25 protein-coding genes and 1 pseudogene are annotated in these 23,000 nt (G+C 59.6%); 12 read left to right on the forward strand and 14 right to left on the reverse strand.

Going from position 1 to position 23,000, the window contains the following annotated elements; translation table 11 throughout:
* Positions 1–134: 134 nt before the first annotated feature.
* Positions 135–2,222: a M3 family metallopeptidase gene (locus tag HX898_RS13335; RefSeq protein WP_180194858.1), complete on the reverse strand. Its 2,088-nt coding sequence runs from the start codon at positions 2,220–2,222 to the stop codon at positions 135–137.
* Between the two features lie 228 nt (positions 2,223–2,450).
* Between HX898_RS13335 and HX898_RS13340 the strand changes: the two genes are divergently transcribed.
* Positions 2,451–2,882 carry a hypothetical protein gene (locus HX898_RS13340; protein WP_138331819.1) on the forward strand — a complete coding sequence of 144 codons (432 nt, stop codon included), beginning with the start codon at positions 2,451–2,453 and terminating at the stop codon, positions 2,880–2,882.
* A 26-nt stretch (positions 2,883–2,908) separates the two neighbouring features.
* On the opposite strand, the gene HX898_RS13345 is transcribed toward HX898_RS13340, so the two are convergent.
* Positions 2,909–3,550 (reverse strand): LysE family translocator, encoded by a 642-nt coding sequence (locus tag HX898_RS13345; protein ID WP_003543626.1) that lies wholly within the window; start codon positions 3,548–3,550, stop codon positions 2,909–2,911.
* A gap of 156 nt (positions 3,551–3,706) precedes the next feature.
* Between HX898_RS13345 and HX898_RS33195 the strand changes: the two are divergent.
* Positions 3,707–3,848: pseudogene (locus HX898_RS33195) on the forward strand (integrase); the annotation flags it as partial.
* 175 nt (positions 3,849–4,023) lie between these two features.
* Here the strand turns inward: HX898_RS33195 and HX898_RS13350 are convergent.
* Positions 4,024–4,716 carry a helix-turn-helix domain-containing protein gene (locus tag HX898_RS13350; RefSeq protein ID WP_180194859.1) on the reverse strand — a complete coding sequence of 231 codons (693 nt, stop codon included), beginning with the start codon at positions 4,714–4,716 and terminating at the stop codon, positions 4,024–4,026.
* A gap of 165 nt (positions 4,717–4,881) precedes the next feature.
* Here HX898_RS13350 and HX898_RS13355 point away from each other — a divergent pair, with 165 nt between their 5' ends.
* Positions 4,882–6,039 carry an acyl-CoA dehydrogenase family protein gene (locus HX898_RS13355; RefSeq protein WP_180194860.1) on the forward strand — a complete coding sequence of 386 codons (1,158 nt, stop codon included), beginning with the start codon at positions 4,882–4,884 and terminating at the stop codon, positions 6,037–6,039.
* A gap of 286 nt (positions 6,040–6,325) precedes the next feature.
* Here the strand turns inward: HX898_RS13355 and HX898_RS33035 are convergent, their stop codons facing one another.
* Positions 6,326–6,652 carry a hypothetical protein gene (locus tag HX898_RS33035; protein ID WP_210273120.1) on the reverse strand — a complete coding sequence of 109 codons (327 nt, stop codon included), beginning with the start codon at positions 6,650–6,652 and terminating at the stop codon, positions 6,326–6,328.
* Between HX898_RS33035 and HX898_RS13360 the strand changes: the two genes are divergently transcribed.
* The 4 genes from HX898_RS13360 to HX898_RS13375 are packed head-to-tail and all read left to right on the forward strand — an operon-like array spanning position 6,645 to position 10,122.
* Positions 6,645–7,775 (forward strand): TRAP transporter substrate-binding protein, encoded by a 1,131-nt coding sequence (locus HX898_RS13360; RefSeq protein ID WP_138331822.1) that lies wholly within the window; start codon positions 6,645–6,647, stop codon positions 7,773–7,775. The two genes, HX898_RS33035 and HX898_RS13360, sit on opposite strands and share 8 nt — an antisense overlap.
* A gap of 58 nt (positions 7,776–7,833) precedes the next feature.
* On the forward strand, positions 7,834–8,481 hold the full coding sequence (locus HX898_RS13365) for a TRAP transporter small permease subunit (RefSeq protein ID WP_011649261.1): 648 nt from the start codon (positions 7,834–7,836) through the stop codon (positions 8,479–8,481).
* Positions 8,478–9,905 (forward strand): TRAP transporter large permease subunit, encoded by a 1,428-nt coding sequence (locus HX898_RS13370; RefSeq protein WP_138331823.1) that lies wholly within the window; start codon positions 8,478–8,480, stop codon positions 9,903–9,905. The genes HX898_RS13365 and HX898_RS13370 overlap by 4 nt, the downstream gene beginning before the upstream one ends.
* A gap of 34 nt (positions 9,906–9,939) precedes the next feature.
* Positions 9,940–10,122, forward strand: coding sequence for a hypothetical protein (locus HX898_RS13375; RefSeq protein ID WP_025397033.1), 183 nt, complete (start codon positions 9,940–9,942; stop codon positions 10,120–10,122).
* Positions 10,123–10,607: 485 nt separating this feature from the next.
* On the opposite strand, the gene HX898_RS13380 is transcribed toward HX898_RS13375, so the two are convergent.
* A complete protein-coding gene (locus HX898_RS13380; RefSeq protein ID WP_138331824.1) occupies positions 10,608–11,831 on the reverse strand; it encodes an argininosuccinate synthase in 1,224 nt (407 codons plus the stop codon).
* Between the two features lie 174 nt (positions 11,832–12,005).
* Here HX898_RS13380 and HX898_RS13385 point away from each other — a divergent pair, with 174 nt between their 5' ends.
* From HX898_RS13385 to HX898_RS13395, 3 genes are all read left to right on the forward strand, one after another.
* Positions 12,006–12,857, forward strand: coding sequence for an SDR family NAD(P)-dependent oxidoreductase (locus HX898_RS13385; protein WP_138331825.1), 852 nt, complete (start codon positions 12,006–12,008; stop codon positions 12,855–12,857).
* An 85-nt stretch (positions 12,858–12,942) separates the two neighbouring features.
* Entirely contained in the window at positions 12,943–13,584 is a 642-nt protein-coding gene (locus HX898_RS13390; protein WP_017962425.1) for a LysE family translocator, read from the forward strand.
* Positions 13,585–13,879: 295 nt separating this feature from the next.
* A complete protein-coding gene (locus HX898_RS13395) occupies positions 13,880–14,245 on the forward strand; it encodes a hypothetical protein (protein WP_138389454.1) in 366 nt (121 codons plus the stop codon).
* 459 nt (positions 14,246–14,704) lie between these two features.
* On the opposite strand, the gene HX898_RS13400 is transcribed toward HX898_RS13395, so the two are convergent.
* The 5 genes from HX898_RS13400 to HX898_RS13420 form a co-directional block, all read right to left on the reverse strand.
* Positions 14,705–15,499, reverse strand: a complete 795-nt coding sequence (locus HX898_RS13400) for an ABC transporter ATP-binding protein (RefSeq protein WP_105007624.1) — start codon at positions 15,497–15,499, stop codon at positions 14,705–14,707.
* Positions 15,496–16,374 carry an ABC transporter permease gene (locus HX898_RS13405; protein ID WP_138331827.1) on the reverse strand — a complete coding sequence of 293 codons (879 nt, stop codon included), beginning with the start codon at positions 16,372–16,374 and terminating at the stop codon, positions 15,496–15,498. The genes HX898_RS13400 and HX898_RS13405 overlap by 4 nt, the downstream gene beginning before the upstream one ends.
* Positions 16,375–16,503: 129 nt before the next feature.
* Positions 16,504–17,457 carry an ABC transporter substrate-binding protein gene (locus tag HX898_RS13410; protein ID WP_180194861.1) on the reverse strand — a complete coding sequence of 318 codons (954 nt, stop codon included), beginning with the start codon at positions 17,455–17,457 and terminating at the stop codon, positions 16,504–16,506.
* 93 nt (positions 17,458–17,550) lie between these two features.
* Positions 17,551–18,780, reverse strand: coding sequence for a 23S rRNA (adenine(2503)-C(2))-methyltransferase RlmN (rlmN, locus tag HX898_RS13415; RefSeq protein ID WP_138389451.1), 1,230 nt, complete (start codon positions 18,778–18,780; stop codon positions 17,551–17,553).
* Positions 18,781–19,029: 249 nt separating this feature from the next.
* Positions 19,030–19,539, reverse strand: coding sequence for an invasion associated locus B family protein (locus HX898_RS13420; RefSeq protein WP_017962430.1), 510 nt, complete (start codon positions 19,537–19,539; stop codon positions 19,030–19,032).
* Positions 19,540–19,875: 336 nt separating this feature from the next.
* On the opposite strand from HX898_RS13420, the gene HX898_RS13425 reads away from it, so the two are divergent.
* Positions 19,876–20,436 carry a sigma-70 family RNA polymerase sigma factor gene (locus HX898_RS13425; protein WP_138389450.1) on the forward strand — a complete coding sequence of 187 codons (561 nt, stop codon included), beginning with the start codon at positions 19,876–19,878 and terminating at the stop codon, positions 20,434–20,436.
* Between the two features lie 34 nt (positions 20,437–20,470).
* On the opposite strand, the gene HX898_RS13430 is transcribed toward HX898_RS13425, so the two are convergent.
* Entirely contained in the window at positions 20,471–20,863 is a 393-nt protein-coding gene (locus HX898_RS13430; RefSeq protein ID WP_138389449.1) for a YkvA family protein, read from the reverse strand.
* Between the two features lie 66 nt (positions 20,864–20,929).
* Positions 20,930–21,235 carry a 4a-hydroxytetrahydrobiopterin dehydratase gene (locus HX898_RS13435; RefSeq protein WP_138331832.1) on the reverse strand — a complete coding sequence of 102 codons (306 nt, stop codon included), beginning with the start codon at positions 21,233–21,235 and terminating at the stop codon, positions 20,930–20,932.
* Positions 21,236–21,269: 34 nt separating this feature from the next.
* On the opposite strand from HX898_RS13435, the gene HX898_RS13440 reads away from it, so the two are divergent.
* Positions 21,270–21,770 carry a low molecular weight protein-tyrosine-phosphatase gene (locus tag HX898_RS13440; protein WP_138331833.1) on the forward strand — a complete coding sequence of 167 codons (501 nt, stop codon included), beginning with the start codon at positions 21,270–21,272 and terminating at the stop codon, positions 21,768–21,770.
* Here the strand turns inward: HX898_RS13440 and thpR are convergent.
* Positions 21,677–22,270: an RNA 2',3'-cyclic phosphodiesterase gene (gene thpR, locus HX898_RS13445; RefSeq protein ID WP_003543644.1), complete on the reverse strand. Its 594-nt coding sequence runs from the start codon at positions 22,268–22,270 to the stop codon at positions 21,677–21,679. The genes HX898_RS13440 and thpR overlap by 94 nt on opposite strands.
* Positions 22,271–22,338: 68 nt before the next feature.
* Positions 22,339–22,983, reverse strand: coding sequence for an arylesterase (locus HX898_RS13450; protein WP_180194862.1), 645 nt, complete (start codon positions 22,981–22,983; stop codon positions 22,339–22,341).
* Between the last annotated feature and the right edge of the window lie 17 nt (positions 22,984–23,000).

Below are 23,000 nucleotides of genomic sequence, written 5' to 3' on the forward strand. Positions count from 1 at the left end.
CGCACGCTCTAGAGGACGCGCCTATTAGTTTGGGGCGTCCATACAGTTTTTTTTGCGTTTGCGAAAGGGGGGAACGCGCAAAAGCTGCGGCAAGGCTGTCGCCCCGCCGCATCATAGCGTGTCATCAAATTGCCTTAGGCGTCGCTGCCTGTCAATTCCTCGAAGGTCGAAAGTCCCTTTTTGACGAGCATCGCATCCGGGCTCGGCAGCTTGCCGCGGAAGGCCCTGTACGCGTCTTCCGGATCGACCGAACCGCCGACGGAATAGATATTGTCCTTGAGCTTGCGCGCCATCTCGCTGTTGAAGGCGTCTCCCGTCTCCTCGAAGGCGGCAAAGGCGTCGGCGTCGAGCACTTCCGACCACATGTAGGAGTAATAGCCGGCCGAATAGCCGCCGGAAAAGATGTGCTGGAAGTGCGGCGTCGCATGGCGCATGACGATCGATTTCGGCATGCCGATCTCGGCCAGCACCTCGGCCTGCACCGCCATCGGGTCCTCGACGGTCGTTCTCGTGTGAAACGCCATGTCGACCAGCGCCGACGAGGTGAACTCGACGGTATTGAAGCCGGCATTGAAGGTGCGGGCGGCAAGCACCTTGTCGAGCAAGGCCTGCGGCATCGGCTCGCCGGTTTCGACATGCACGGCATAACGCTTCAGAATATCGGGCACCGTCAGCCAGTGCTCATAGAGCTGCGACGGCAGCTCGACGAAATCGCGCGAAACGCCGGTGCCCGCAACCGAGGGATAGGTGACGTTCGAAAGCATGCCGTGCAGCGCATGGCCGAATTCGTGGAACAGCGTGCGGGCATCGTCGAGCGACAGCAGCGCCGGCTTGCCTTCAGCCGGCTTGGCGAAGTTGCAGACATTATAGATGATCGGCAATTCGCCGTGGCGGCCGTTCTTCAGCTCCAGCCTGTGCTGCGATTGCAGCGAGCTCATCCAGGCGCCTGATCGTTTCGAACTGCGGGCGAAATAATCGCCGAGGAACAGGGCGACGAGCTTGTCTTCGCGGTCCCTGATTTCGAACACCCGGACATCCGGGTGATAGGCGGCCACGCCCTTCTTCTCGACGGCCCGGACGCCGAACAGCCGGCCGGCGACGTCGAAGCACGCTTCGATAATCTTCTCGAGCTGCAGGTAGGGCTTTAGTTCGGTTTCGGAGAAATCGAACTTCCGCGCCCGGATCTTTTCGGCATAGTGGCGCCAGTCCCAGGGCATGACCTCGTGGTTCCGGCCCTCCTCAGCAATCAACGCCGCGATATCGGTCTCCTCCTCGCCGGCGCGTTTCACCGCTCGCGCCCAGACAGCCCTCAGCAGGCCGTTCACCGCATCCGACGTCTTCGCCATCGTATTGTCGAGCTTCAGCTCGGCGAAATTGCCGTAGCCGAGCAGCGTCGCCACCTGATGGCGCAGTGCCAAAGTTTCGCGGATGACGGCGCGGTTGTCCGTCTCCCCGTCATTTTCGCCGCGCGCCACCCACGCCTTGAAAGCCTGCTCGCGCAGATCGCGGCGCTCCGAAAAGGTGAGGAACGGCTCGATGATCGAGCGTGACAGCGTCACGGCATATTTGCCCTCCTCGCCGCGTTCGCGCGCTGCCGCCGCCATCGCGTCGCGAAGGAATTCCGGCAGGCCCTCGAGCTCGGCGCTGTCGGAAAGGACCAGTGCCCAGGCCTTTTCGTCGGCCAGCACGTTCTGGCCGAATTGCGTCCCGAGGCCGGCAAGCTTTTCATTGATCGCGGCGAGTTTTTCCTGCTCGGCCTTTTCAAGCTTGGCGCCCGATTTGACGAAGCCTTTCCAGTGGCGCTCCAGCACGCGTGTCTGTTCGAGCGTCAGGTTAAGCGTCTCGCGGTTCTCCCAGAGCGTGTCGATGCGGGCAAAAAGCGCTGCATTCATCCCGATCTTCGAATAGTGGCGCGACATCTTCGGCGAGATTTCCCGCTCCAGCGCCTGGATCACATCATTGGTATGCGCGCCTGCCTTGTTCCAGAACAGCGCCGAGACACGCGACAGCGCATCGCCGGCAATCTCCAGCGCCACGACCGTATTGTCGAATGTCGGCGCATCGCCGTTTCCGGCGATCTCGTCGATCTCCCTTTCATGCGCGGCAAGAGCGGCTTCGAAGGCGGCGGCAAAATCACCGTCATCCAGGGCATCGAAACGCGGCAAGCCGTGAAGACCGTCCCAGGTCACCAGCGCCGGATTGAAATCATGTGGAGAAGGCATCGGAGAATTCCTTTTGGCATGCAGATGGATCGTCAATATAGGAGAGCCGTCATAGAATTGGTATGTTGCCGGGAAGGACCTTTTGCCTCGCCTGCCAAATCTGGCGGGCGCCTGCCAAATCTGGTGGACAACAATTGATACGTGAAAATTAACCAATCGTTAACGATTGACGCGAATCACGCGCAAGCGCTAGTTTCCAGGTGATCTTCTTGTAAGGGGACATGCGCCATGGAAATTTTTTCTGTGCGGTCTTCTCAGAGTTTGCTTTTTAAAAACAATCCTAATAACGCAAAAAGTTCGAAGACCTCTGATATTCAAATCGAGACCAGAGCTCCCGCCCCGGCCTCGTTCCAGATCGAAGACGATGTTGGCGAAGGCCCGGATTTCACCGCGGTCAGCCCTGGAGAACTGCGCAATTACGCACGCCAAGGTTTCGACAGTGGCCTGATCGATCAAAGCACCTACGCCGCGATCTCCGAACCGCTGCCGATGCATGCGATCGATCCGCTCGGCAATATCATCGATCTCTCCAGCGTCACCGACGGCACCAGCTTCAATTTCCTCGACTATTACAAGAATCAGCTGCAGATCGCCATGTCGATCGGCGATCCCAATGAGGTCCAGACGCTGAAATCGATCGTCAATTTCCTGGATGGCTGATCGGAGCATGATGCCGAAAATCTAGGTCAGGCTTTGCGCCAGCCGAGCAGGCCGGGCGTTGCGTGCCAGAGCGCCTGGGCGGCAAATCCCATGAAAAGCACGCCGGAGCAGCGCACGATCAATCGCTCATGGGCACGATAGAAGCGCCGCACCGTACCGGCGCCGATGATGCCAATCAGGATGATGTCGGCAGTCACGAAACCGACGAATGACACGACAAGCAGCACCGGCAACGCCTCGAAATCGAGCGCGCCGGCCGAGCCTGCAACCAGTGCGGTGAAGGTGGCGAGCGCCACCGGATAACCCTTCGGATTGGTGACGCCGAAGATCAGACCGCGGCGAAACGGTCGCTCGACCACCACCAGCGCCTGTCCCTCCGCTTTCGGCTTGGCATTGACGGCGCTCCAGCCGATCCAGGCGAGGTAGAAGCCGCAGGCAAGGCCGAGCAGGTCGAAGACCAAGGTTCCGATCGTCTTTGCGCCGACAATCGCGATCAGCGCCAGCGACGACCAGATGAGGTCCCCGACCAGATGCCCCATCATGAAGAAGGCGCCGGCCTTGCGGCCCTGCCCGGCGCCAATGCCGAGCAGTTGCAGGAAGGCGGGGCCTGGAATGAGCACGTAGAAGAGGGCCGCCAGAAAGGCGCCGAAGAGCAAAGACTGCGTCATGGAAATGCTCCGGAGGATGATGACAGCAGACTAAGCGATCACGGCCGTCCGTCAAGGGTGGTGCACTGCCACGAAGAGTGGGATTAGGTAGCAAACGCTACCGGAGGCGGCTTTCGACCCGAGGCGGACTTCTGTTCGTTGTTGAAGGATGCGGCTGCCGCGATGATCTACAAAGCGACGGGCAATCTTCGAGCAATCCAGATCCTGCTCGGACATACCAAGATCGAGAACACGGTTCAGGTATCTTGGTGTGGACATCGAGGATGCGTTGGAACTAGCGGAGCATACAGAGATTTGACAGAGTGCGGGGCCGTGCCTCTTAGGGAAAACGTTTCCGGTTTTAGCAGTTCGATTGAGCGGCTATGCGCCAAGAGCGGGGATCGGCTTCTGCAGGAGTGCGTGCCAATTTTCCGGCTGGGTGACGGGTCTTCGTTGCTGGGCTGTATCCGTCAGAACCACTCGCCTTCGATGGTTCAAGCCCTCATCCGGGGGGTTTTGGCAAACACACTAAGACCGAGCCATTCCTGCATGTCGCGCGCGAGGACCCTGTCCCCTTCAAGTTTCAGCGTTTCTGCATCGGTTTCCTGACGAATGGTCGTGAGGCCCATCCAAATTGCGGTCATCGAACGGAGCGACCCTTCAACGAGAAGGTCTACATCATAGCCCGGATCGAAGTTGCAGAGATCGACTTTTCCGTTTTCGACCACAAGCCACCAGCTTTTTTGCGCGGCCGAAAGTTCCGGGTACAGAAACTGTATCGTACAACGGTGGGTCGGAAGTCTTCTTGTATCGAGGCTCCGCCGCATGTCCCACATGAGCAGAGAAGGGTCGAGATTCTTCAAGGAAAGTCGCGATTCCATCCACCGTTGAGCCCAATTTCCGAGACCTATGATCAGAGGTCTCAATTCTTCGCCCGCTGCCGTGAGTTGGTAATCGGTAATGCCGTTCGCACTCCTTGTCACCGTGATGACGCCCGATTGTTCCAGTTCTTTCAGTCGTTTTGATAGGAGTGCCGGAGACATTCTTGGTAGACCGCGACGCAACTCATTAAAGCGCGTCGATCCGCAAAGGAATTCGCGGACGACCAAGGTCGTCCACCGCGAGCAGAGGATTTCCGACGCCATTGATACTGGACAGAATTGCCCGTAGCCGTCACGCTCTACCATAAGGACCTCCACCGGTCTGGATCAGGCACAATATTGCAAAACAACCGGTCCGCCAAATGCTCCTTGCCTGGCCATACGGCGGCGGGGTTCAGTACAGTTCGTGTACTAGCCGCAATTGTGAAACGAGCGCAGAGTCTCAATCCTCACGAGATAGGAGGCATTGATATGCTCGGGCTTACAGAACCAAAACAGAACCTTGCCGGCGGTCGGACCATTATCGAACTAACCAATTCGGTCCTGCCCACCATCGCGCAACGCGCCGCATCGATCGACGAGAGCAACACCTTCGTCGGCGAGAATTACGCGCTTCTAAAGGAATCTGGACTCGTGCGGGCAGGCGTTCCAATCGAATTGGGCGGGCTGGGCGCGGAAGTGCCCGAACTTTCTGAGATGCTCAAATCCATTGCTCGTGCATGTGGGTCCACTGCGCTTGCCTTTTCCATGCATACCCATCAAGTCGCCATCCCCGCCTGGCGCTGGCGGCATCAAAAGGTGGCCGCGGTGGAGCCGCTCCTGAGACGTGTTGCATCGGAGCAAATCATATTGCTCTCGAGCGGCGGATCGGACTGGATCGGCGGATCGGGCAAGGCCATGAAAGTTGATGGCGGATACCGGATCACCGCGCGTAAACGCTTCACTTCCGGCGCGGCGGCAGGAAACATCCTGATGACCGGTGCCGTTTATGAAGAACAGGACGGCGCGCGCTCCGTCATTCATTTCGGCGTTCCCATGGCATCGCCAGAGGTTTCGATAGAGGATACGTGGCGAACACTTGGAATGAGGGGAACCGGGTCAAACGATATCATCATCGAAAACCTCTTCGTGCCGGATGCGAGTGTCGCATTTTCCAGAAGCGCGGGGCAATGGCATCCAGTATTTCAAGTCATCGGCATGATCGCGTTTCCTCTGATCTACGCGGTCTATCTTGGCGTCGCCGAGAGCGCCCGCGACATCGCAGTCAAGATGGTCCGTAGCAAGGCCAACAGCGATCATGTGATCGGGTTGGTCGGGCGCATGGAAACGTCTCTGAGGGCCGCACAGATCGCGCATCGCTGGATGTTAGAGGTAGTTGCTCGAAACGAACCGTCCGCGGAAACCGTCAACGAGGTTATGATCGGCCGTTCCTTGGTCGCACGGCACGCTATCGAGGTGACGGAGCTTGCAATGGAGGTCGCAGGCGGCGCGGCATTCTATCGAGAGAACGGGCTGGAGCGCTGCTTCCGTGACATACAGGGCGCTCGCTATCATCCGATGCAGCCCGGAGCCCAGGCGCAATACGCGGGTTCATTCGCACTCGGACTTCCCACCGAGAAGATTTTCTAGCGCCTGGCGCAACGACGAACTCCGCGGAATCATAGGCTAGGTGGGTAGTTTGACGTCCAGAATTCGAATGGACGAGCCCCGCCAGCAAGGACGACAGAGCAACCTCTTGTGCGCTTTGGGCCGATATGCGACCTCGACCACGGCAGCAATGCGCCTCTTCTCGGTCATAGAGGCAATTGTTGCCGCTCCCCGAAAGCGGCCATAGCATTGGTTTGACGAGACGACATCTGTGCGCCATGTGTGGACGTCGGCTCTTGTCGGCTTAATCGACTTGGGACGAAGGCGATCAAGAACGAGCACATGGTTCCAGTTCAGCACATGGCTCCAGTTCATCGTCGACGGGCGAAAGCAGCTTTTTCTTTCGCTGAGGTAGCCCGGACAACGCGGAGCAGCGGTACTGTGCCTTGGCCGTTGGACCACAGCCCCAAGCTGCCATCAACAACACTTGAACGTCTGTCAGAATTGCAAAAAGTGTGCATAATTGACAAATGAGAACAATCAGTTGTTGATACTGATCGCGAAGAGGTTGGGAGCCCTCTTCTTCAACTTGGCAGACCACCAGGAAATGCAGGGAGAATTCGACAACAATCCAGGGAGGAAGAACAATGAACAAAAAGGCAGTATCGCGTCGAGAGTTGCTGGGAGCATCTACGCTCGTTGGAGTAACCGCAGTTGGGGCTCTTGCCGCCCCGGCCGTGCTGGCCCAGGCACCCACCGTCATTAAAATGCAAACATCCTGGCCCGCGTCGGACATCTGGATGGATTTTGCCCGCCAGTACGTCGAACGGGTCGAACGAATGTCCGGCGGACGCCTGAAGTTCGAACTAATGCCTGCCGGTACGGTCGTCGGCGCGTTTCAGGTGCTCGACGGCGTCAACGATGGCGTGATCGACGCAGCCCACACCGTTCCCGTCTATTGGTACGGAAAGCACAAGGCAGCTTCCCTCTTCGGTACCGGGCCGGTATTTGGCGGCAGCGCAACCACCATGCTCGGATGGTTCCATCAAGGTGGCGGCAAGGATCTCTACCGAGAACTCACCCAGGACATCATGGGGCTGAACCTTTACGGCTTCTATGGCTTCCCGATGCCCGCGCAGCCGTTCGGCTGGTTCAAGAACCAGGTCGCGACCGTGAACGACGTCAACGGCCTCAAATATCGTACGGTCGGGCTCGCCGCCGATCTCATGCAGAATATGGGCATGAGCGTCGCTCAACTTCCGGGCGGCGAGATCGTGCCGGCAATGGAGCGAGGTGTCATCGACGCCTTCGAGTTCAACAATCCCTCCTCTGACATACGGTTTGGTTCGCAGGATGTCGCCAAGAACTACATGCTGTCGTCCTACCATCAAGCGAGCGAATCTTTCGAGTTCCTCTTCAACAAGGATGTGTTTGACGACCTTCCCGACGATCTGCAGGCGATCCTGGAATATGGCGTGGAGGCAGCAAGCACGGCGAATACAGCGTCCGCGATGGACAACTATTCAAGCGACCTTCGAAAACTCCAGGCCGAACATGGCGTGACCGTGCACCGTACTCCAAAGGAAATTCTGGATGCGCAACTGAAGGCCTGGGATGAGATCATCCCCACGCTTGAAGCGGATGCGTTCATGAAGAAGGTGCTCGACAGTCAGCGGCAGTGGGTGGAGAGGGTCGTGTACTACGAATTGATGAACTCCGCCGATCTCGCACTCGCCTATGAGCACTATTTCCCTGGAAAATTGAACCTCGGAAAATAGATGGTGAAGGCCCGGTATTTCCGGGCCTCGTCCCTCATCGAGGTAGGGAGGCGCTTGCATGCTCCGTTACATTGCATTCGCCGACGATTTGTCGGCGTGGTTCGGCAAGGTGTTCGCGTGGGGGATACTCATCATGGCCTTCGGCGTCGGCTATGAGGTTGTTGCACGCTACCTCTTTCGCGCGCCGACCCCCTGGGCCTTCGATCTGAGCTACATGCTCTATGGAACGATCTTCATGATGGCGGGAGCGTATACCCTCTCGCGTGATGGCCATGTGCGCGGCGACTTCATCTACCGGCTCTGGAAACCGCGCACGCAGGCCAGGCTGGAACTGGTGTTGTACTTCATCTTTTTCTTTCCCGGTATAACCGCGCTGGTGTTCTCGGGCTGGAAATATGCCGCACGCAGTTGGGGCTACCTGGAGGTCAGTTCCAACAGTCCCGCCGGTGTGCCGATCTTCCAGTTCAAGGCCGTGATCGTCGCCGCCGGCATTCTCCTGTTCCTGCAGGGCGTGGCGCAGGTCTTCCGCTGCATTCTCTGCATAAGGACGGGCGAATGGCCGAAGCAGGCCGAAGATGTCGAAGAACTCGAAAAGGTACTACTGGAAACAAAAAGCCTGGACGTGCTCAAGTCCGAGGACGAGGGTTTCCTTCCGTCGCGGGAACTTGACGCTGGACGTGAACCACGGGATCGGGACGCTCAATGACGGATGCACATATCGCCGTCGGGATGCTCCTCATCCTGATCCTCACCATCTTCCTCGGCTTCCCGGTGGCGTTCACCTTGATGGCTCTGGGTGTCGGCTTCGGATACTATGCCTATTTCGATGCCGGCCGCATGTGGCGCGGCTATGACCGCACGCTCGAATCCGGCGGCGATGCCTTTACACTGGCGGAGACCTGGATCGGCGGTTTCTTCAACAACCGGATCTTCGATCTGTTCGTCAACCAGACCTACTCGGTCATCCAGAACGACGTGCTGACGGCTATCCCGCTGTTCCTGTTCATGGGCTACATCGTCGAGCGAGCCAACATCGTCGATCGGCTGTTCTCGACGCTATTCAGCGTCACGCGCCGGGTGCCCGGCTCGATGGCGGTCGCCGCCCTGGCCACCTGCACACTCTTTGCCACGGCAACCGGCATCGTCGGGGCCGTGGTGACGTTGATGGGACTGCTCGCCCTACCAGCGATGCTGAAGGCAAAGTATGACGTGCGCTACGCGACGGGCGTGATCTGCGCGGGCGGCACGCTCGGGATCCTGATCCCGCCTTCCATCCTGCTGATCGTCTATGCGGCCACCTCCGGGATCTCGGTTGTCCGAATGTATGCGGCGGCGCTCCTGCCCGGCCTCGCCCTGGCCGGGTTTTATCTCATCTATGTCGTGGTGCGAGCAATCCTGCAGCCGCAACTGGCGCCGCGGCCAACGAAAGAAGATGTGGGCGAGCACACGCCGGTCCAACTCGCCTGGATGATGCTTACATCCTTCGCGCCGCTCGCCTTTCTGATTCTTGCGGTGCTGGGTGCCATTCTCTTTGGCCTGGCAACGCCGTCGGAAGCCGCCGCAATCGGCGCATTGGGGGGACTGGCGCTTGCTGCGGCCTATCGGGCGCTGACCTGGCAGCGACTGAAGGAGTCGGTGTATCTGACGGCGCGAACGACCGCGATGGTCTGCTGGTTGTTCGTCGGTTCGGCGACCTTCGCATCGGTATTCGCCTATCTCGGCGGCCAACAGTTCATCAGTGACTTCGTGACCGGCCTGGACATGTCGCCGCTGATGTTCCTGATCCTGGCCCAGATCATCATCTTCATTCTCGGCTGGCCTCTGGAATGGACTGAAATCATCGTCATCTTCATCCCGATCTTCATTCCGCTGCTGCCGCATTTCGGGATCGATCCGCTGTTCTTCGGTATCCTCGTGGCCATCAACCTGCAGACGGCCTTCCTATCACCACCCATGGCGATGTCGGCATACTACTTGAAGGGCGTCTCGCCTCCGCATGTCAAACTGACCGACATCTTCCGCGGCATGATGCCGTATATGTTGATCGTCATTCTCTGCATGGTGGTCATCTATCTGTTCCCGAGCATCGTCTACATGCTGCCGAATCTACTCTATGGAGTACAGAGATGACGCAGTGTCTGGCCCATTCCGAAAGGATAGACCGATGAACAGAAGCCGGTTTTTTGCAATATTTGCATTCGTGACGCTTGTCGCGTTCTGCGCGGTCATCCTGGCGTTTGTTCCACGGTTCGATTTGGCCGCTGCACTGCTGATCGGGATTGTCCCTGCGGGGTACGACATCTGGGATCAGCTCTTTCGGCGCCGCCCGTCGAAATCGTCTGGATAGACTGCAATCGTTCAACCGCCGCCCTTTCGTGACGGCAATCCGCTGCAAAAAGCCCGTTCGTCCATCGACCTACGGGCTTGGCTTGGAAATTGATCACCCATGGCCCCTCCCTGTGAAAGCGAGAGGCACCGTCGTTACGCGAACTTCCGGTTAACTCGCGTCGAGAAGGCGTCGGTGCGCAACGTCCGCGATGAGCGCCAAATCGAGCCGTACGTCATACTCGTGGCCTACGACTGCTCCGGGCCGATCCCGGACCTTCGCACCGAGGCCTCGCATGTCCGCTTTCGTGCTAGGTGTCCTCGCAGCGGACGGTCCGCCGTCGGCCCCGTAGCGGTCGTCTATCCAAGCCGAGCCGATGTCCGTTGTTGTTGCAATCCGGCCATCCAGAACGCTCTAGAGTTTGGTGGCGTTTGCCACCTCACTCCACGAAAAAGCCCGCGCGGCAATACCGGCGGGCTCATATCCAGTTCAAAAGCGAACCGTGATTACTTCACGAGGTTGCGCTTGGCGAGCGTGCGCAGGCGCAGCGCGTTAAGCTTGATGAAGCCGGCCGCATCCTTCTGGTCGTAGGCGCCCTGATCGTCCTCGAAGGTAACGAGCTTGTCGGAATAGAGCGACTTTTCGCTTTCACGGCCGATGACCATGACATTACCCTTGTAGAGCTTCAGCGTTACTTCACCTTCGACATGCTCCTGGCTCTTGTCGATCAGCGCCTGCAGCATCTCGCGCTCCGGCGAGAACCAGAAACCGTAATAGATCAGCTCGGCGTAACGCGGCATGATCTCGTCCTTGAGATGGGCGGCACCGCGGTCGAGCGTGATCGATTCGATGGCGCGATGCGCCGAAAGCAGGATGGTGCCGCCTGGTGTCTCATAGACGCCGCGCGACTTCATGCCGACGAAGCGGTTCTCGACGAGGTCGAGACGGCCGATACCGTTGTCGCGGCCATAATTGTTGAGCGCAGCCAAGAGCGTCGCCGGGCTCATGCGCACGCCGTTGATCGAAACCGCATCACCCTTTTCGAAACCGACCTTGATGGTCGTTGCCTTGTCGGGTGCAGCCTCAGGCGAAATGGTGCGCATATGCACATATTCAGGCGCCTCCTGGGAGGGGTCCTCAAGAACCTTGCCCTCGGAGGAGGAATGCAGAAGGTTGGCATCGACGGAGAACGGCGCCTCGCCCATCTTGTCCTTGGCAACCGGGATCTGATGCTGTTCGGCAAAGGCCAGCAGATCGGTGCGGCTCTTGAACGCCCAGTCGCGCCACGGCGCGATGATCTTGATGTCGGGGTTCAGGGCATAGGCGGACAGTTCGAAACGGACCTGGTCGTTGCCCTTGCCGGTCGCGCCGTGAGCGATCGCATCCGCACCCGTCTTGCGGGCGATATCAATCAGATGCTTGGAAATCAGAGGACGGGCGATCGAGGTCCCGAGCAGGTAGACGCCTTCGTAGACGGCATTGGCACGGAACATCGGGAAGACGAAATCGCGGACGAATTCCTCGCGCACATCCTCGATGTAGATCTCCTTGATGCCGAGCATCTCGGCCTTCTTGCGCGCCGGCTCCAGCTCTTCGCCCTGGCCGAGATCGGCGGTGAAGGTGACGACTTCGGCGCCGAGCTCCGTCTGCAGCCACTTCAGGATGATCGAGGTGTCGAGGCCGCCGGAATAGGCGAGAACGACTTTCTTCACGTCTTTGTATGATGCCATGATGATGAGGTCCGTTGCATAAGGCCGGCAAAACCCGGTGTCGCGGCACTTTTAGCGAGATTGGCGCGTGACGCAAGACCAAGTGCGACGGCGATGGTGCCGATACCGTTTGACACCGCGAAAGCAGAGCCCATATTCGCCAGCGTCCGCAAATGCTCGAGGAGAGGCTGCCCCGTGACGAATATTCAAGACATTTTCAAGAAATCCAATGTTGCCGTCATCACCGGCGGCGCCTCCGGCATCGGCCTTGCCGCGGCGAAATATTTCGCCGGACGCGGCATGAGCGTCGCCATTGCCGATCTCGGCGGCGATCGGCTGGCCGACGCCGCCAACGAACTCAAGGCCATTGCCGGCGAGGAAAATGTGATGGCGGTCGAGACCGACGTCGCAGTCAAGGAATCTCTGGAAGCGCTCGAACGCGCCGTGCTCCAGCGTTTCGGCCGTGTGCACGTGCTGATGAACAATGCCGGCATCGGCCCGGAAACCTCGATCTTCAGCCCGCAGGCGAACTGGGACAATATCTTCGCCGTCAATCTGATGGGCGTGATCAACGGCACGCGCACCTTCGGTCCGAAGATGCTGTCGCATGGCGAGCCAGGCCTGATCATCAACACCGGCTCCAAGCAGGGCATCACCACGCCGCCCGGCAACCCCGCCTACAACATCTCCAAATCAGGTGTGAAAGTCTTCACCGAAGCCTTGCAGCATGAGCTTCGCAACACCGAAGGCGGAAAGATCTCCGCCCATCTTCTGATCCCCGGCTTCGTCTTCACCGGCCTTACCAAGGGCGACCGCGCCGAAAAACCGGCTGCCGCCTGGACGCCGGAACAGACCGTCGATTTCATGGTCGAAAGCCTCGAACGCAGCGATTTCTATATTCTCTGCCCCGACAACGACGTCGCGCGTCCGGTCGACGAGCGCCGGATGGCCTGGGCGGCCGGCGATATCATCGAGAACCGTCCGCCGCTGTCACGCTGGCACAAGGACTACGCCGACAAGTTCAAGGCCTTCCTCGACCAGAAGTAATCGGCGCCATCAGAAGGTTTGATTGGTAATTTTCTGAAAGCCGGGTAAGAGATCCCCAGATCCTTTCCGGCTTTCAGAGTGTGTCATGGATTTTCTGCCCAGCCTGCCGACCCTTCTCGCCTTTGCCGCCGCGACGCTGCTGCTTGCGGCAACCCCCGGCCCCGACATGACGCTGTCGATCAGCCGTGCGCTGGCCCAGGGCAAGAAGGCGGCCCTCTTCGTCGTCGTCGGCACCAGCCTCGGCATCGTCGTCCACACCATGCTGGTCGCTTTCGGCATTTCGGCGCTGATCACCGCCTCGCCGACCGCCTTCCTGATCCTGAAGACCGGGGGTGCCGCCTATCTGCTCTGGCTGGCGGTGCAGGCGATCCGCTTCGGCTCGAAGCTCACCGTCGCCAAGGTCGAGGAGCAGAAGGGCACCGCCCTTTCGAACATCTCGTCAGGCTTCTGGGTCAATCTTCTGAACCCCAAGGTCATCATCTTCTTCATGACCTTCCTGCCGCAATTCGTCAGCGCCGGCGATCCCGCCGTCACCCAAAAGCTGCTTTTCCTCGGCTTCTGCTTCATCCTGATCGGCATGCCGGTCAATGCCAGCGTCGTCTTTGCCGCCGACTGGCTGGCCTCCTGGCTGCAGAACAACAAGAAAGTGCTGCGCGGCATGGATTACACCTTCGCCGGCGTCTTCTCGATCTTTGCCGCGAAGATCCTGCTCACCCAGGCGAGATAGCCGCGGTTGCGAAGCAATCCCGCGGTTGCGCAGCAATCCGCCCGCGGTCGGCTTATCGATCCGCCCGCGGTCGTGAAACGATCCGCCGCCAACTACACCAATACTCGCGAGACGCCATGCCGGAGCAGGCAGTGACTGCGAATTTCGTCGTCTTCCAAAATTATTCCATGCCTTTCGCGCGATTACTTGTGATCAACATATGATCGTAAGTCGGCAATTGTGGCTAGGCCACGCCACCTTCGCTGCCCACATGTCCTTTACGGCTCACGAAGAGCTACCTTGAAAGGATAAGTCCATGATTACGTTCCGCAATATCATAACAGCAGGGGTTGTTGCGCTGACGTTTGCCGCCACGTCCCTTACAGCGACAACACCTGCCTTAGCTCACGGCGGCGGAGGCCATGGCGGTGGCGGCTTCTCGCGTGATGGCGGCCACTTCGGCGGCGGTTCCCATATGGGCGGCGGCAATTTCGCCGATCGCGGCTTCGGAGCGCATAATTTCGGCGGAGCCGGCCCTTTTGGCGGACATCGCGACGGCCGTTTCGCCTTCCATGATAGAAATCGTCTGTTCTTCGGCGATGACGACTATTACCCGGAACAGTGCCAACCGGAATGGCTCAACCAGTACGGCCATCGCGTGCTGGTGGAAGTCTGCTCTTGATGACGGTCCCCTAGAGCCTTTCCGGGTTAGATTGAATCATTCTGCCGGAGCAGGTTTTCGTCAGGGCAGAGGCGATTGGCGAAGGGCATACCCCTTGGTACGTCCGAGCCGATCGCCTCTGATCCTGGCGCAAAGATGCCCGGCCCTTCGGGTTGGCTGAAACGGGCCGCCTGATCGACCGGCCGGCTTGGCCGTAGAGCTTGGCTACGACGCGCGCCGGCCGGTCGACCATCCGACTCCGTTTGAGCCAACAGAATGCTTCAATCTGGCCAGGAAAGGCTCTAGCCTCTGAGGACGAGCGGCATATGATCACCGATATCATCTTCTTTCAGCAGAAGATTTGATATTTGGATCGCAGCGCCGCTCGTGTTTCAGCAGCAATCCGCCCGCGGTCGTTTGATCGATCCGCCCGCGGTCGTGAAACGGTCCGCCCGCGGTCGTGAAATGATCAGCTGCCCGCTAACCGATCAGCAACGCATCGTCATCCAGCGTCTGGCCGCGCATCTTGCGGAACATCGCGATCAGATCCTCGACCTGCAATGTCTTGCGGCTGTCGCCGGCAACGTCGAGCACGATCTCACCGCCATGCAGCATCACCGTCCGGTGGCCATAGTCGAGCGCCTGGCGCATCGAATGCGTCACCATCAGCGTCGTCAACTTGCGCTCGGAAACGATTTTCTGGGTCAGGCCCATGATGAATTCTGCCATCCCGGGGTCGAGGGCCGCCGTATGTTCGTCGAGCAGCAGCACCTCCGAGCCCGCCAGCGTCGCCATGACAAGCGAGACCGCCTGCCGCTGGCCGCCGGAAAGCAGGTCCATGCGGTCCTTCATGCGGTTCTCGAGCCCGAGATTGAGCTCGGCGATCCTCTCGCGAAAATGGTCGCGCCGTTTTGCGCCAAGCGCCGAAACGAGCCCGCGCCGTTCGCCGCGGCGCGCCGCAAGCGCCAGGTTCTCCTCGATCGACAAGGCACCGCAGCTTCCGGTCAGCGGGTCCTGAAAGACACGGGCGACAAGTCCGGCGCGCGCCGCCGTCGTCTTGCGCGTCACGTCGCTATTGCCGATCAGCACCTGTCCTTCGCTTGCCAGCACATCGCCGGCGAGCACGCCGAGCAGCGTCGATTTGCCGGCGCCGTTCGAGCCGATGACGGTGACGAAGGAGCCTTCCTCGATCGTCAGGCTGACACCCGAGAGCGCCTGCTTCTGCAGCGGCGTGCCGCGCCCGAAGACGACCTTGATGTTCTTGAGGTTGATCACGACGCGGCACCCCCGCGCAAACGGGGAAGGATGAGCGCCACGGTCACCAGCACGGCGGTGACGAAATTGAGGTCGGACGCCTGCAGGCCGATGACGTCGCTCGAAAGCGCCAGCTGGATTGCGATGCGATAGAGGATCGAGCCAAGCACGCAGCCGATCAACGCGATCAGCAGACCGCGCCGCCCAAGCAGCGTCTCGCCGATGATAACGGCAGCGAGACCGACGACGATCGTGCCGACGCCCGAGGTGACATCGGCAAAGCCGTTCGTCTGGGCAAACAGCGCGCCGCCGAGCGCCACCAGCGCATTCGAGATCGCCATGCCGAGATAGATCTGCCGGCTGGTATCGACGCCCTGGGCCCGCGCCATTCTTGGATTGGCGCCGGTCGCCCGCATTGCCAGGCCGGCATCGCTTTCCAGGAAACGCCAGACCAGGATGAGCGCGACGACGACGAGAACACCGACGAAGAGCGGCCGCACGTAGAAATCGCGAAGGCCATGGCCGAAGAACGGGCTGATCATCGTGTCGGCATTGATGAGGGCGACATTGGGTTTGCCCATCACGCGCAGATTGACAGAAAACAGTGCGATCATCGTCAGGATCGAGGCAAGCAAATTGAGGATCTTGAAGCGCACGTTGAGCAGTGCTGTCACCATGCCCGCGGCGGCACCCGCCGCCATGGCGATCAGAGCCGCAAGCCAAGCATTGACACCGGCAATGATCAGCACGGCCGTCACCGCTGCACCAAGCGGAAAGGAGCCGTCGACCGTCAGGTCGGGGAAATCCAGAACACGGAAGGCGAGATAGACCCCAAGGGCGACGAAGGAATAGACCAGTCCGAGTTCGACGGCCCCCCAGAATGCGATTTGGCTCAAGGCTTCCGCCCCTCTTCTGTCCGTTTCCGCTCCGCGCCCTGCGCGAAATATCAGGCTTTTAATACCATCAGCCGCCCCCGTGTGGAACGGAGCGGCTGCAAACTCGATCAGCGACGGCAGTCGCCTTGTTTATTCGATGACTTTGGTAGCGCGGGAAAGCACGCTCTGCGGCAGGGTGACGCCCATCTTCTCGGCCGCAGCCTTGTTGACGACGAGGTCGCTGCCGGCGGCAGTCTTGACCGCGATATCGCCCGGGTTCTCGCCCTTCAGCACACGCACGACGATCTCGCCGGTCTGCTTGCCGACATCATAATAGTTGAAGCCGAGGGCGGCGATCGAGCCGCGCGAAACCGAATCCGTATCGGCGGTAAAGAGCGGCAGCTTGCTCTCTTCGGCCACCGCGACAGCGCCTTCGAGCGCGGAGATGATCGTGTTGTCGGTCGGAATGTAGATCGCGTCGGCGCGGCCGACGAGCGCGCGTGCCGCACCCTGGACCTCGGCCGACTTGGTGGCGGCCGATTCGACCACCTTCAGGCCAGCCTTTTCGGCTTCAGCCTTCAGCACGGCGAGCAGCGAAACGGAATTCGCCTCGCCGGAATTGTAGAGATAGCCGATGGTTTTCACATCGGGCAGGATTTCCTTGATCAGCGCAAGGTGCTCGGCGACCGGCGACATATCGGAGAGGCCGGTGACATTGCCGCCGGGCTTGTCCATGTTCTTGACGAGCTGGGCGCCGAGCGGATCGGAGACAGCCGTGAAGACGACAGGAATGTCACGCGTCGAGGAAACGACCGCTTGGGCTGATGGCGTCGAGATCGGCACGATGACATTGGGCTCGTCACCGGCGAACTGGCGGGCGATCTGGGCTGCCGTCGCCGGATTGCCCTGCGCCGATTCGAACACGAATTTCAGGTTCTCGCCTTCCTTGTAGCCGGCGGCCGTCAGCGCATCGAGAACGCCCTTGCGCGCTGCATCCAGCGCCGGATGTTCGACGATCGCCGTCACGGCGACGGTGACGTCATCAGCCTTTGCGGGTTGGGAAAGGGCCAAAGTGGCGGCAAGAGCGAGCAAAATCGGGCGCATGGGGATCCTCCTGAATGATTTTGGGGGCACTTTTAGGAAAAGCGCCCCCTGAAATCAATCGCGGAGAATTGTAGCAAGGATCAAACTTGCTGATCAGTCGTCGGCGCCGTGATTGGCGATCATCATCGCCTCGAAGGCCAGACGTTCGGTCTTGCGCATGCGTTCCGATTCCGATTTCAACTGGCCGCAGGCGGCAAGAATATCGCGGCCGCGCGGCGTACGGATCGGCGAGGCATAACCTGCCGAATTGATGAAATCGGCGAACTTCTCGATCTGCTCCCAGTCGGAACACTGATAATTGGTGCCGGGCCAGGGATTGAACGGAATGAGGTTAATCTTCGCCGGCACGCCTTTCAGGAGCTTGATCAGCCCCTTGGCGTCTTCCAGGCCGTCGTTGACATCCTTCAGCATCACATATTCGAAGGTGATGCGCCGCGCGTTCGAAAGACCTGGATAGGACCGGCAGGCCTCGATCAGCTCCTTCAGCGGGTACTTCTTGTTGATCGGCACCAGAAGGTCGCGCAGATCGTCGCGCACCGCATGCAGCGAAATCGCCAGCATGACGCCGATTTCCTCGCCGGTGCGGAAGATCTCCGGCACAACGCCAGAAGTGGAAAGCGTCACGCGGCGCCTGGACAGCGACAGGCCGTCACCATCCGTTGCGATCAGCAATGCCTGCTTGACAGCATCGAAGTTATAAAGCGGCTCGCCCATGCCCATCATGACGATGTTGCTGACCTTACGGCCCTCGGCAGGCATGATCGTACCCTGCGGCGCTTCACGGTCCGGAAAGTCCCCAAGCCGGTCGCGGGCAAGCAGCAGCTGCGAAAGAATTTCCTCCGCCGTCAGGTTGCGCACCAGACGCTGCGTCCCGGTATGACAGAAGGAACAGGTGAGCGTGCAGCCGACCTGGCTGGAAAGACAGAGCGTGCCGCGGCCCTCTTCCGGAATGTAGACGGCCTCGATCTCGACGGGACGCCCGGCGCCCCGCGGCGGAAAGCGCAGCAGCCATTTGCGCGTGCCGTCGTTGGAGACCTGCTCCTCGACGATCTCGGGACGCGCGATGGTGAAATGCTGCTTCAGCATCTCCCGCATGTCCTTGGCGACATTCGTCATATGGTCGAAGTCGGAGACGCCGCGCACATAGATCCAGTTCCAGAGCTGCGAGACGCGCATCTTGATCTGCTTCTCGGCCACACCCTTTTCCCGGAGTGCCGCGCCCATCTCCTCACGCGACAGCCCAATCAGGGACGGCTTCTCGACGCCGGAAGCGGCGCGGGGCGCCTGAGGCTTGATGACATCAATCGCATCCATGACGGACATAGTCTTTCATCCCGAATTCGAACACGTAACCGCCCCGCAAACCCTGCGAACTTCAGGGCTAAGCCGGAAGACTGGCGGGTGCATGACGGCACATTGGCAGAAATTGAATGGCGGAACGGCGACTGAAATCGCGATCTGTCCGCTGTTGGCGCCGGCTTTAGCATCATTTTGCCCGCGCGTCACCATAGATGGAAACGGCATGGGCCGGCGCAAGGCCGGCCCATGAAATTCTTCGGCCTAAAGGACCGCTTACTTGCAGGTTTCGATCTGCTTCAGCGCAGCCGAGATACCCGAGAGCGAGTAGCTGTAGGAGGTGCCGGTGCCCTTGCGCGAAACGGCGTTGACCGTCATCGAATGACCGGTCTTCATCGCGGCGACGAGGGCCGGCTCCTGCGCCGCGTTCTCGACCCATCCGGCCTTGTCCTTGGTGAACATCACGAAGGTCTTGTTGTCGATGACGACGTTGATCTTCGAATTTTCCTTGACCGTGTAGCCCATCATCGCCTGCGGTTCGTAGGAGATGTTCTGGCCCGGACGCTGAGAGACGATGAAGAAATTGTCGCCGTGGTCGACGCTTGCCGGCTGCTTTGCCGTCGGAACGGAAAGCACGTAGCAGACGGTGCTGTTGCCCGACTTGTAGGAGTAAGCGCCCCACGCCTGGAACTGCTGGATGCGGTTCGGCGCGGCCTGCTGCGCTGTCGCAACTCCGGCCATAACAAGGGTGAGTGCGAGAGCGGATACGATACTTTTTACAAACATGGATTCCTGCCGGTTCTTGCGATTCAAGGCCCGAAGCGATCATAGCGGGCGCCGCATAATCACGATCTGCTTTATTTTGACTTAATTCAGGTTACCAAATGGTCAACAATAGCTGCGATTTGTATGTGCCTGTGTCATTTCAGCTCGAGTGTCAATTTTCGCCCCTTTGACGGTATCGACCGCGACACCGTGCCCCAATGGCACTGGCCGTCCGTTCGGCTGAATTTAAGACACAAAGATTCAGGCAAGAGTTTGACCTTTCCCAAATCCGTTGTACCTCAGTAAGACTTGGAAATCCGGGACGAAATTATTGTCGCAGGGGGCTGGTGAGGAGATATGGATGCCGAGGAAAGACAGCGTTTCGCTGCCCTCGCGAAGGCCGTCGCGGACGATCGCGACCAGCAGGCCTTCTCCATCCTGTTCGACTATTTCGCACCCCGCCTGAAGGCCTGGCTGATGCGCCAGAGGATGACATCAGGCGAGGCCGAGGAACTGGTCCAGGAGATCATGATCGTGCTCTGGCACAAGGCAGAGCTCTACGATGCCACGCGATCTTCCCTTTCGACCTGGCTTTTCCGCATTGCCCGCAACCGCCGCATCGACATGCAGCGCCGCGCCAATACCCGCATCTTCGATGAGACTGATCCGGCCTTGCAACCGCCGGCCGATATCGGCGCGGAAGAAATGATCGCCAATGACGATCGCGACGCCAAGATACGCGCCGCCGTCGGCCAATTGCCGGAGGAACAGCGCGACATGCTGCGCGCCGCCTTCTTCCTCGGTCAATCGCATTCGGAGATCGCCGAAGCGACCGGACTGCCGCTCGGCACGGTAAAGTCGCGTATCCGACTTGCCTTCGGCAAGCTCCGCAAGGTGCTGGAACGCGAAATCGCCTGATGCGATCTCGCCAAAAGGCTCGCCGCGATGCGCTTTAAATCGTCTTCATCGCTTCTTCCGGCCGATCGGCGAGAACGCGGTCGGCGGCTTCATAGTGGCCCGGCCGGATGTGGCCGCGCACCATGGCGAAAGCGGCCGAAAGCACGGCGATGTCGTCGGAAAAGCCGATGACGGCGAAAATATCCGGGATCATGTCGATCGGCATGACGAAATAGGCGAGTGCTGCAAGCAGCACGCCGCGCACCTTCGTTGGCGTCTGCGAATCGAGCGCGCAATAGAAACCGGCGACGACATCGCGCGAGAACGGGATCTGCCGCACGGCCCGCCGGAACGTCGGCCAGAATTTCTGCCTGACGGTCTTCTCGCGCCGGCTCTGCGTGTCCTCGTCGCCCGGCAACAGGATTTCCCCGAATTTGACCTCGTCCATCCCTGCATCCCTTTTGTCCATGCGAACATATGGTGACGGCGCCCAGTCTTTCAATCGGCCCCGCTTTCAAACGACACGTCGCGCCGCAGCCTTCTCCATGGCTTTGGCGAGCTTGAAATCCAGCTCCGTCAGCCCGCCGGCATCATGCGTGTTCAGCGTGACATCCACCCGGGAATAAACATTGAACCATTCGGGATGATGGTTGAGCTTCTCGGCCGCAAGCGCTGCCTGCGTCATGAAGCCGAAAGCCTCGACGAAATTTGCGAACTTGAACGTCTTCGATATCGACGAACCCGCATCATTGAGCACCCAGCCCGAAAGCTCGGCCAGCTCAGCCTCGGCTGCCGTCCGTTCCAGTTTTTCCATTTTCATGCCATGGTCCTCTTCTCTGTCAGACAGGTTACCGATGAAACGCATCAGCATCCTCTTCGTTTGCATGGGCAATATATGCCGTTCTCCGCTCGCGGAGGGAATTTTTGGCCATCTCGTCGCCGAGGCAGGCTTGACCGGCGATTTTACCATCGCTTCCGCCGGCACCGGCGGCTGGCATGACGGCGATCCGCCCGACCGGCGTTCGATCGCCACCGCGAAAAACCACGGCATCGACATATCGGGGCAGCGCGCCCGGCGCATTCAGTCGAGGGATTTCAGGGATTTCGATCTGATCCTCGCCATGGACCGCGACAACCTGGCGGCGCTCAAAAAGAGCGCGCCGCATGGAGCGAATATCCACCTTTTCGGTGATACCGCACTGGGAACGGGAGAGGATATTCCCGATCCCTATTATGGCGGCCCTGATGGTTTCGAGTTGGTCTACACCAGGCTCTTGACCGGCTGCTGCAGGCTGCTCGAAACGCTGGGCGTCGAGCGTGCCTCGTGCAGCGGGAACACTTCCTCGGTGAGGTAAGGCCCTCCACCGACCGATTCGCGCGACGAAAGCAGCACGAAGCGCGGTGCGGTGAAGGTTGCTGTGTGGAAGTTGCCGCGTCCGGCCAGATATTGCACGACATCGTCGAGCCGCGAGGATTTGAGCCGCGCCAGCGTCACATGCGGCATGAATTTGCGGGGATCCGGCGGCAGGCCGATGCGCTGGCAGATGCGCTCGATCTCGCCCTGCAGGGCATACATTTCAGGCGATTGCGAGACGCCGGCCCAGACCGAATGTGGTTTCTTCGAACCGAACGAACCGATGCCTTCCAGCCGGAACTGGAATTCCGGCCGGTCGATCCGGTCGAGGCGTTCAACGATTTCATCGGCCGTGCGGCCGTCGACATCACCGATGAAGCGCAGGGTGATGTGGTAATTCTCCACATCGATCCATCGTGCTCCGGGGAGGCCACCGCGCAGCAATGAAAGACTCATCGCCGCATTGCGCGGAATTTCGAGGGCGGTAAACAGTCTCGGCATCACGAGCACTCCCCGAATCTTTTGCAGGTGCTCACACGGAATCATGCAATCAATAACCGCGCAAGCCCCTATTTCTTCACAGAAGAAATCGTTTCGACGAAATTTGTGACAGCAGGCTCCATCTTTTCGACCATGACGTCGACACCTCTAGCATTTGGATGCATGCCGTCTTCAAGCTTCAACCCGGCCTCCAGCGCGACGCCGTCGAGGAAGAAGGCATAGAGTGGAAGCTTATGTTTTTCCGAGAGTTTCTGATAGATCGGGTTGAATCGTGCGGCATAATCCGCTCCCATGTTCGGCGGCGCTATGATACCGGCGAGCAGCACGGCAATCCCGCGCGCCTTTAGCCGGGTAATCATCTGATCGAGATTCTTCTCGCTCTCCTCCGGCGGGATACCACGCAACGCATCATTGGCGCCCAGCTCGAGAATGACGCCATCGGTGCCGTCGGGCACCGACCAGTCGACGCGCGCAAGCCCTGCTGTCGTCGTGTCGCCGGAGACCCCGGCATTGGCAATGGTGACATCGAGCCCCTTCGCCTTCAGGGCCGCCTGCAGCTTTTCTGGAAAGCCGTCGCCGAGCGGCAGCTGATAGCCCGCCATCAAACTGTCTCCAAAGCCGACGAGATTGATTGTCCGGGCATTGGCTGCAGTGGCAAGGATCAGCGAGACGGCGATGACGGTGAATTGAAGGGCGGCAACTTTAAATCTCATGCTAGCTTCCCTAGATT

The organism is Rhizobium sp. WYCCWR 11128, from assembly GCF_013416305.1.
GTDB classification, from domain to species: Bacteria; Pseudomonadota; Alphaproteobacteria; order Rhizobiales; family Rhizobiaceae; genus Rhizobium; species Rhizobium indicum.

What these genes read in the sequence shown, in the direction of transcription:
- HX898_RS13335 (WP_180194858.1), bottom strand. Translation starts at nt 2,222, where the DNA reads ATGCCTTCTCCACATGATTTCAATCCGGCGCTGGTGACCTGGGACGGT.
- HX898_RS13340 (WP_138331819.1), top strand. Translation starts at nt 2,451, where the DNA reads ATGGAAATTTTTTCTGTGCGGTCTTCTCAGAGTTTGCTTTTTAAAAAC.
- HX898_RS13345 (WP_003543626.1), bottom strand. Translation starts at nt 3,550, where the DNA reads ATGACGCAGTCTTTGCTCTTCGGCGCCTTTCTGGCGGCCCTCTTCTAC.
- HX898_RS13350 (WP_180194859.1), bottom strand. Translation starts at nt 4,716, where the DNA reads ATGGTAGAGCGTGACGGCTACGGGCAATTCTGTCCAGTATCAATGGCG.
- HX898_RS13355 (WP_180194860.1), top strand. Translation starts at nt 4,882, where the DNA reads ATGCTCGGGCTTACAGAACCAAAACAGAACCTTGCCGGCGGTCGGACC.
- HX898_RS13360 (WP_138331822.1), top strand. Translation starts at nt 6,645, where the DNA reads ATGAACAAAAAGGCAGTATCGCGTCGAGAGTTGCTGGGAGCATCTACG.
- HX898_RS13365 (WP_011649261.1), top strand. Translation starts at nt 7,834, where the DNA reads ATGCTCCGTTACATTGCATTCGCCGACGATTTGTCGGCGTGGTTCGGC.
- HX898_RS13370 (WP_138331823.1), top strand. Translation starts at nt 8,478, where the DNA reads ATGACGGATGCACATATCGCCGTCGGGATGCTCCTCATCCTGATCCTC.
- HX898_RS13375 (WP_025397033.1), top strand. Translation starts at nt 9,940, where the DNA reads ATGAACAGAAGCCGGTTTTTTGCAATATTTGCATTCGTGACGCTTGTC.
- HX898_RS13380 (WP_138331824.1), bottom strand. Translation starts at nt 11,831, where the DNA reads ATGGCATCATACAAAGACGTGAAGAAAGTCGTTCTCGCCTATTCCGGC.
- HX898_RS13390 (WP_017962425.1), top strand. Translation starts at nt 12,943, where the DNA reads ATGGATTTTCTGCCCAGCCTGCCGACCCTTCTCGCCTTTGCCGCCGCG.
- HX898_RS13395 (WP_138389454.1), top strand. Translation starts at nt 13,880, where the DNA reads ATGATTACGTTCCGCAATATCATAACAGCAGGGGTTGTTGCGCTGACG.
- HX898_RS13410 (WP_180194861.1), bottom strand. Translation starts at nt 17,457, where the DNA reads ATGCGCCCGATTTTGCTCGCTCTTGCCGCCACTTTGGCCCTTTCCCAA.
- rlmN (WP_138389451.1), bottom strand. Translation starts at nt 18,780, where the DNA reads ATGTCCGTCATGGATGCGATTGATGTCATCAAGCCTCAGGCGCCCCGC.
- HX898_RS13420 (WP_017962430.1), bottom strand. Translation starts at nt 19,539, where the DNA reads ATGTTTGTAAAAAGTATCGTATCCGCTCTCGCACTCACCCTTGTTATG.
- HX898_RS13425 (WP_138389450.1), top strand. Translation starts at nt 19,876, where the DNA reads ATGGATGCCGAGGAAAGACAGCGTTTCGCTGCCCTCGCGAAGGCCGTC.
- HX898_RS13430 (WP_138389449.1), bottom strand. Translation starts at nt 20,863, where the DNA reads ATGGACGAGGTCAAATTCGGGGAAATCCTGTTGCCGGGCGACGAGGAC.
- HX898_RS13435 (WP_138331832.1), bottom strand. Translation starts at nt 21,235, where the DNA reads ATGAAAATGGAAAAACTGGAACGGACGGCAGCCGAGGCTGAGCTGGCC.
- HX898_RS13440 (WP_138331833.1), top strand. Translation starts at nt 21,270, where the DNA reads ATGAAACGCATCAGCATCCTCTTCGTTTGCATGGGCAATATATGCCGT.
- thpR (WP_003543644.1), bottom strand. Translation starts at nt 22,270, where the DNA reads ATGCCGAGACTGTTTACCGCCCTCGAAATTCCGCGCAATGCGGCGATG.
- HX898_RS13450 (WP_180194862.1), bottom strand. Translation starts at nt 22,983, where the DNA reads ATGAGATTTAAAGTTGCCGCCCTTCAATTCACCGTCATCGCCGTCTCG.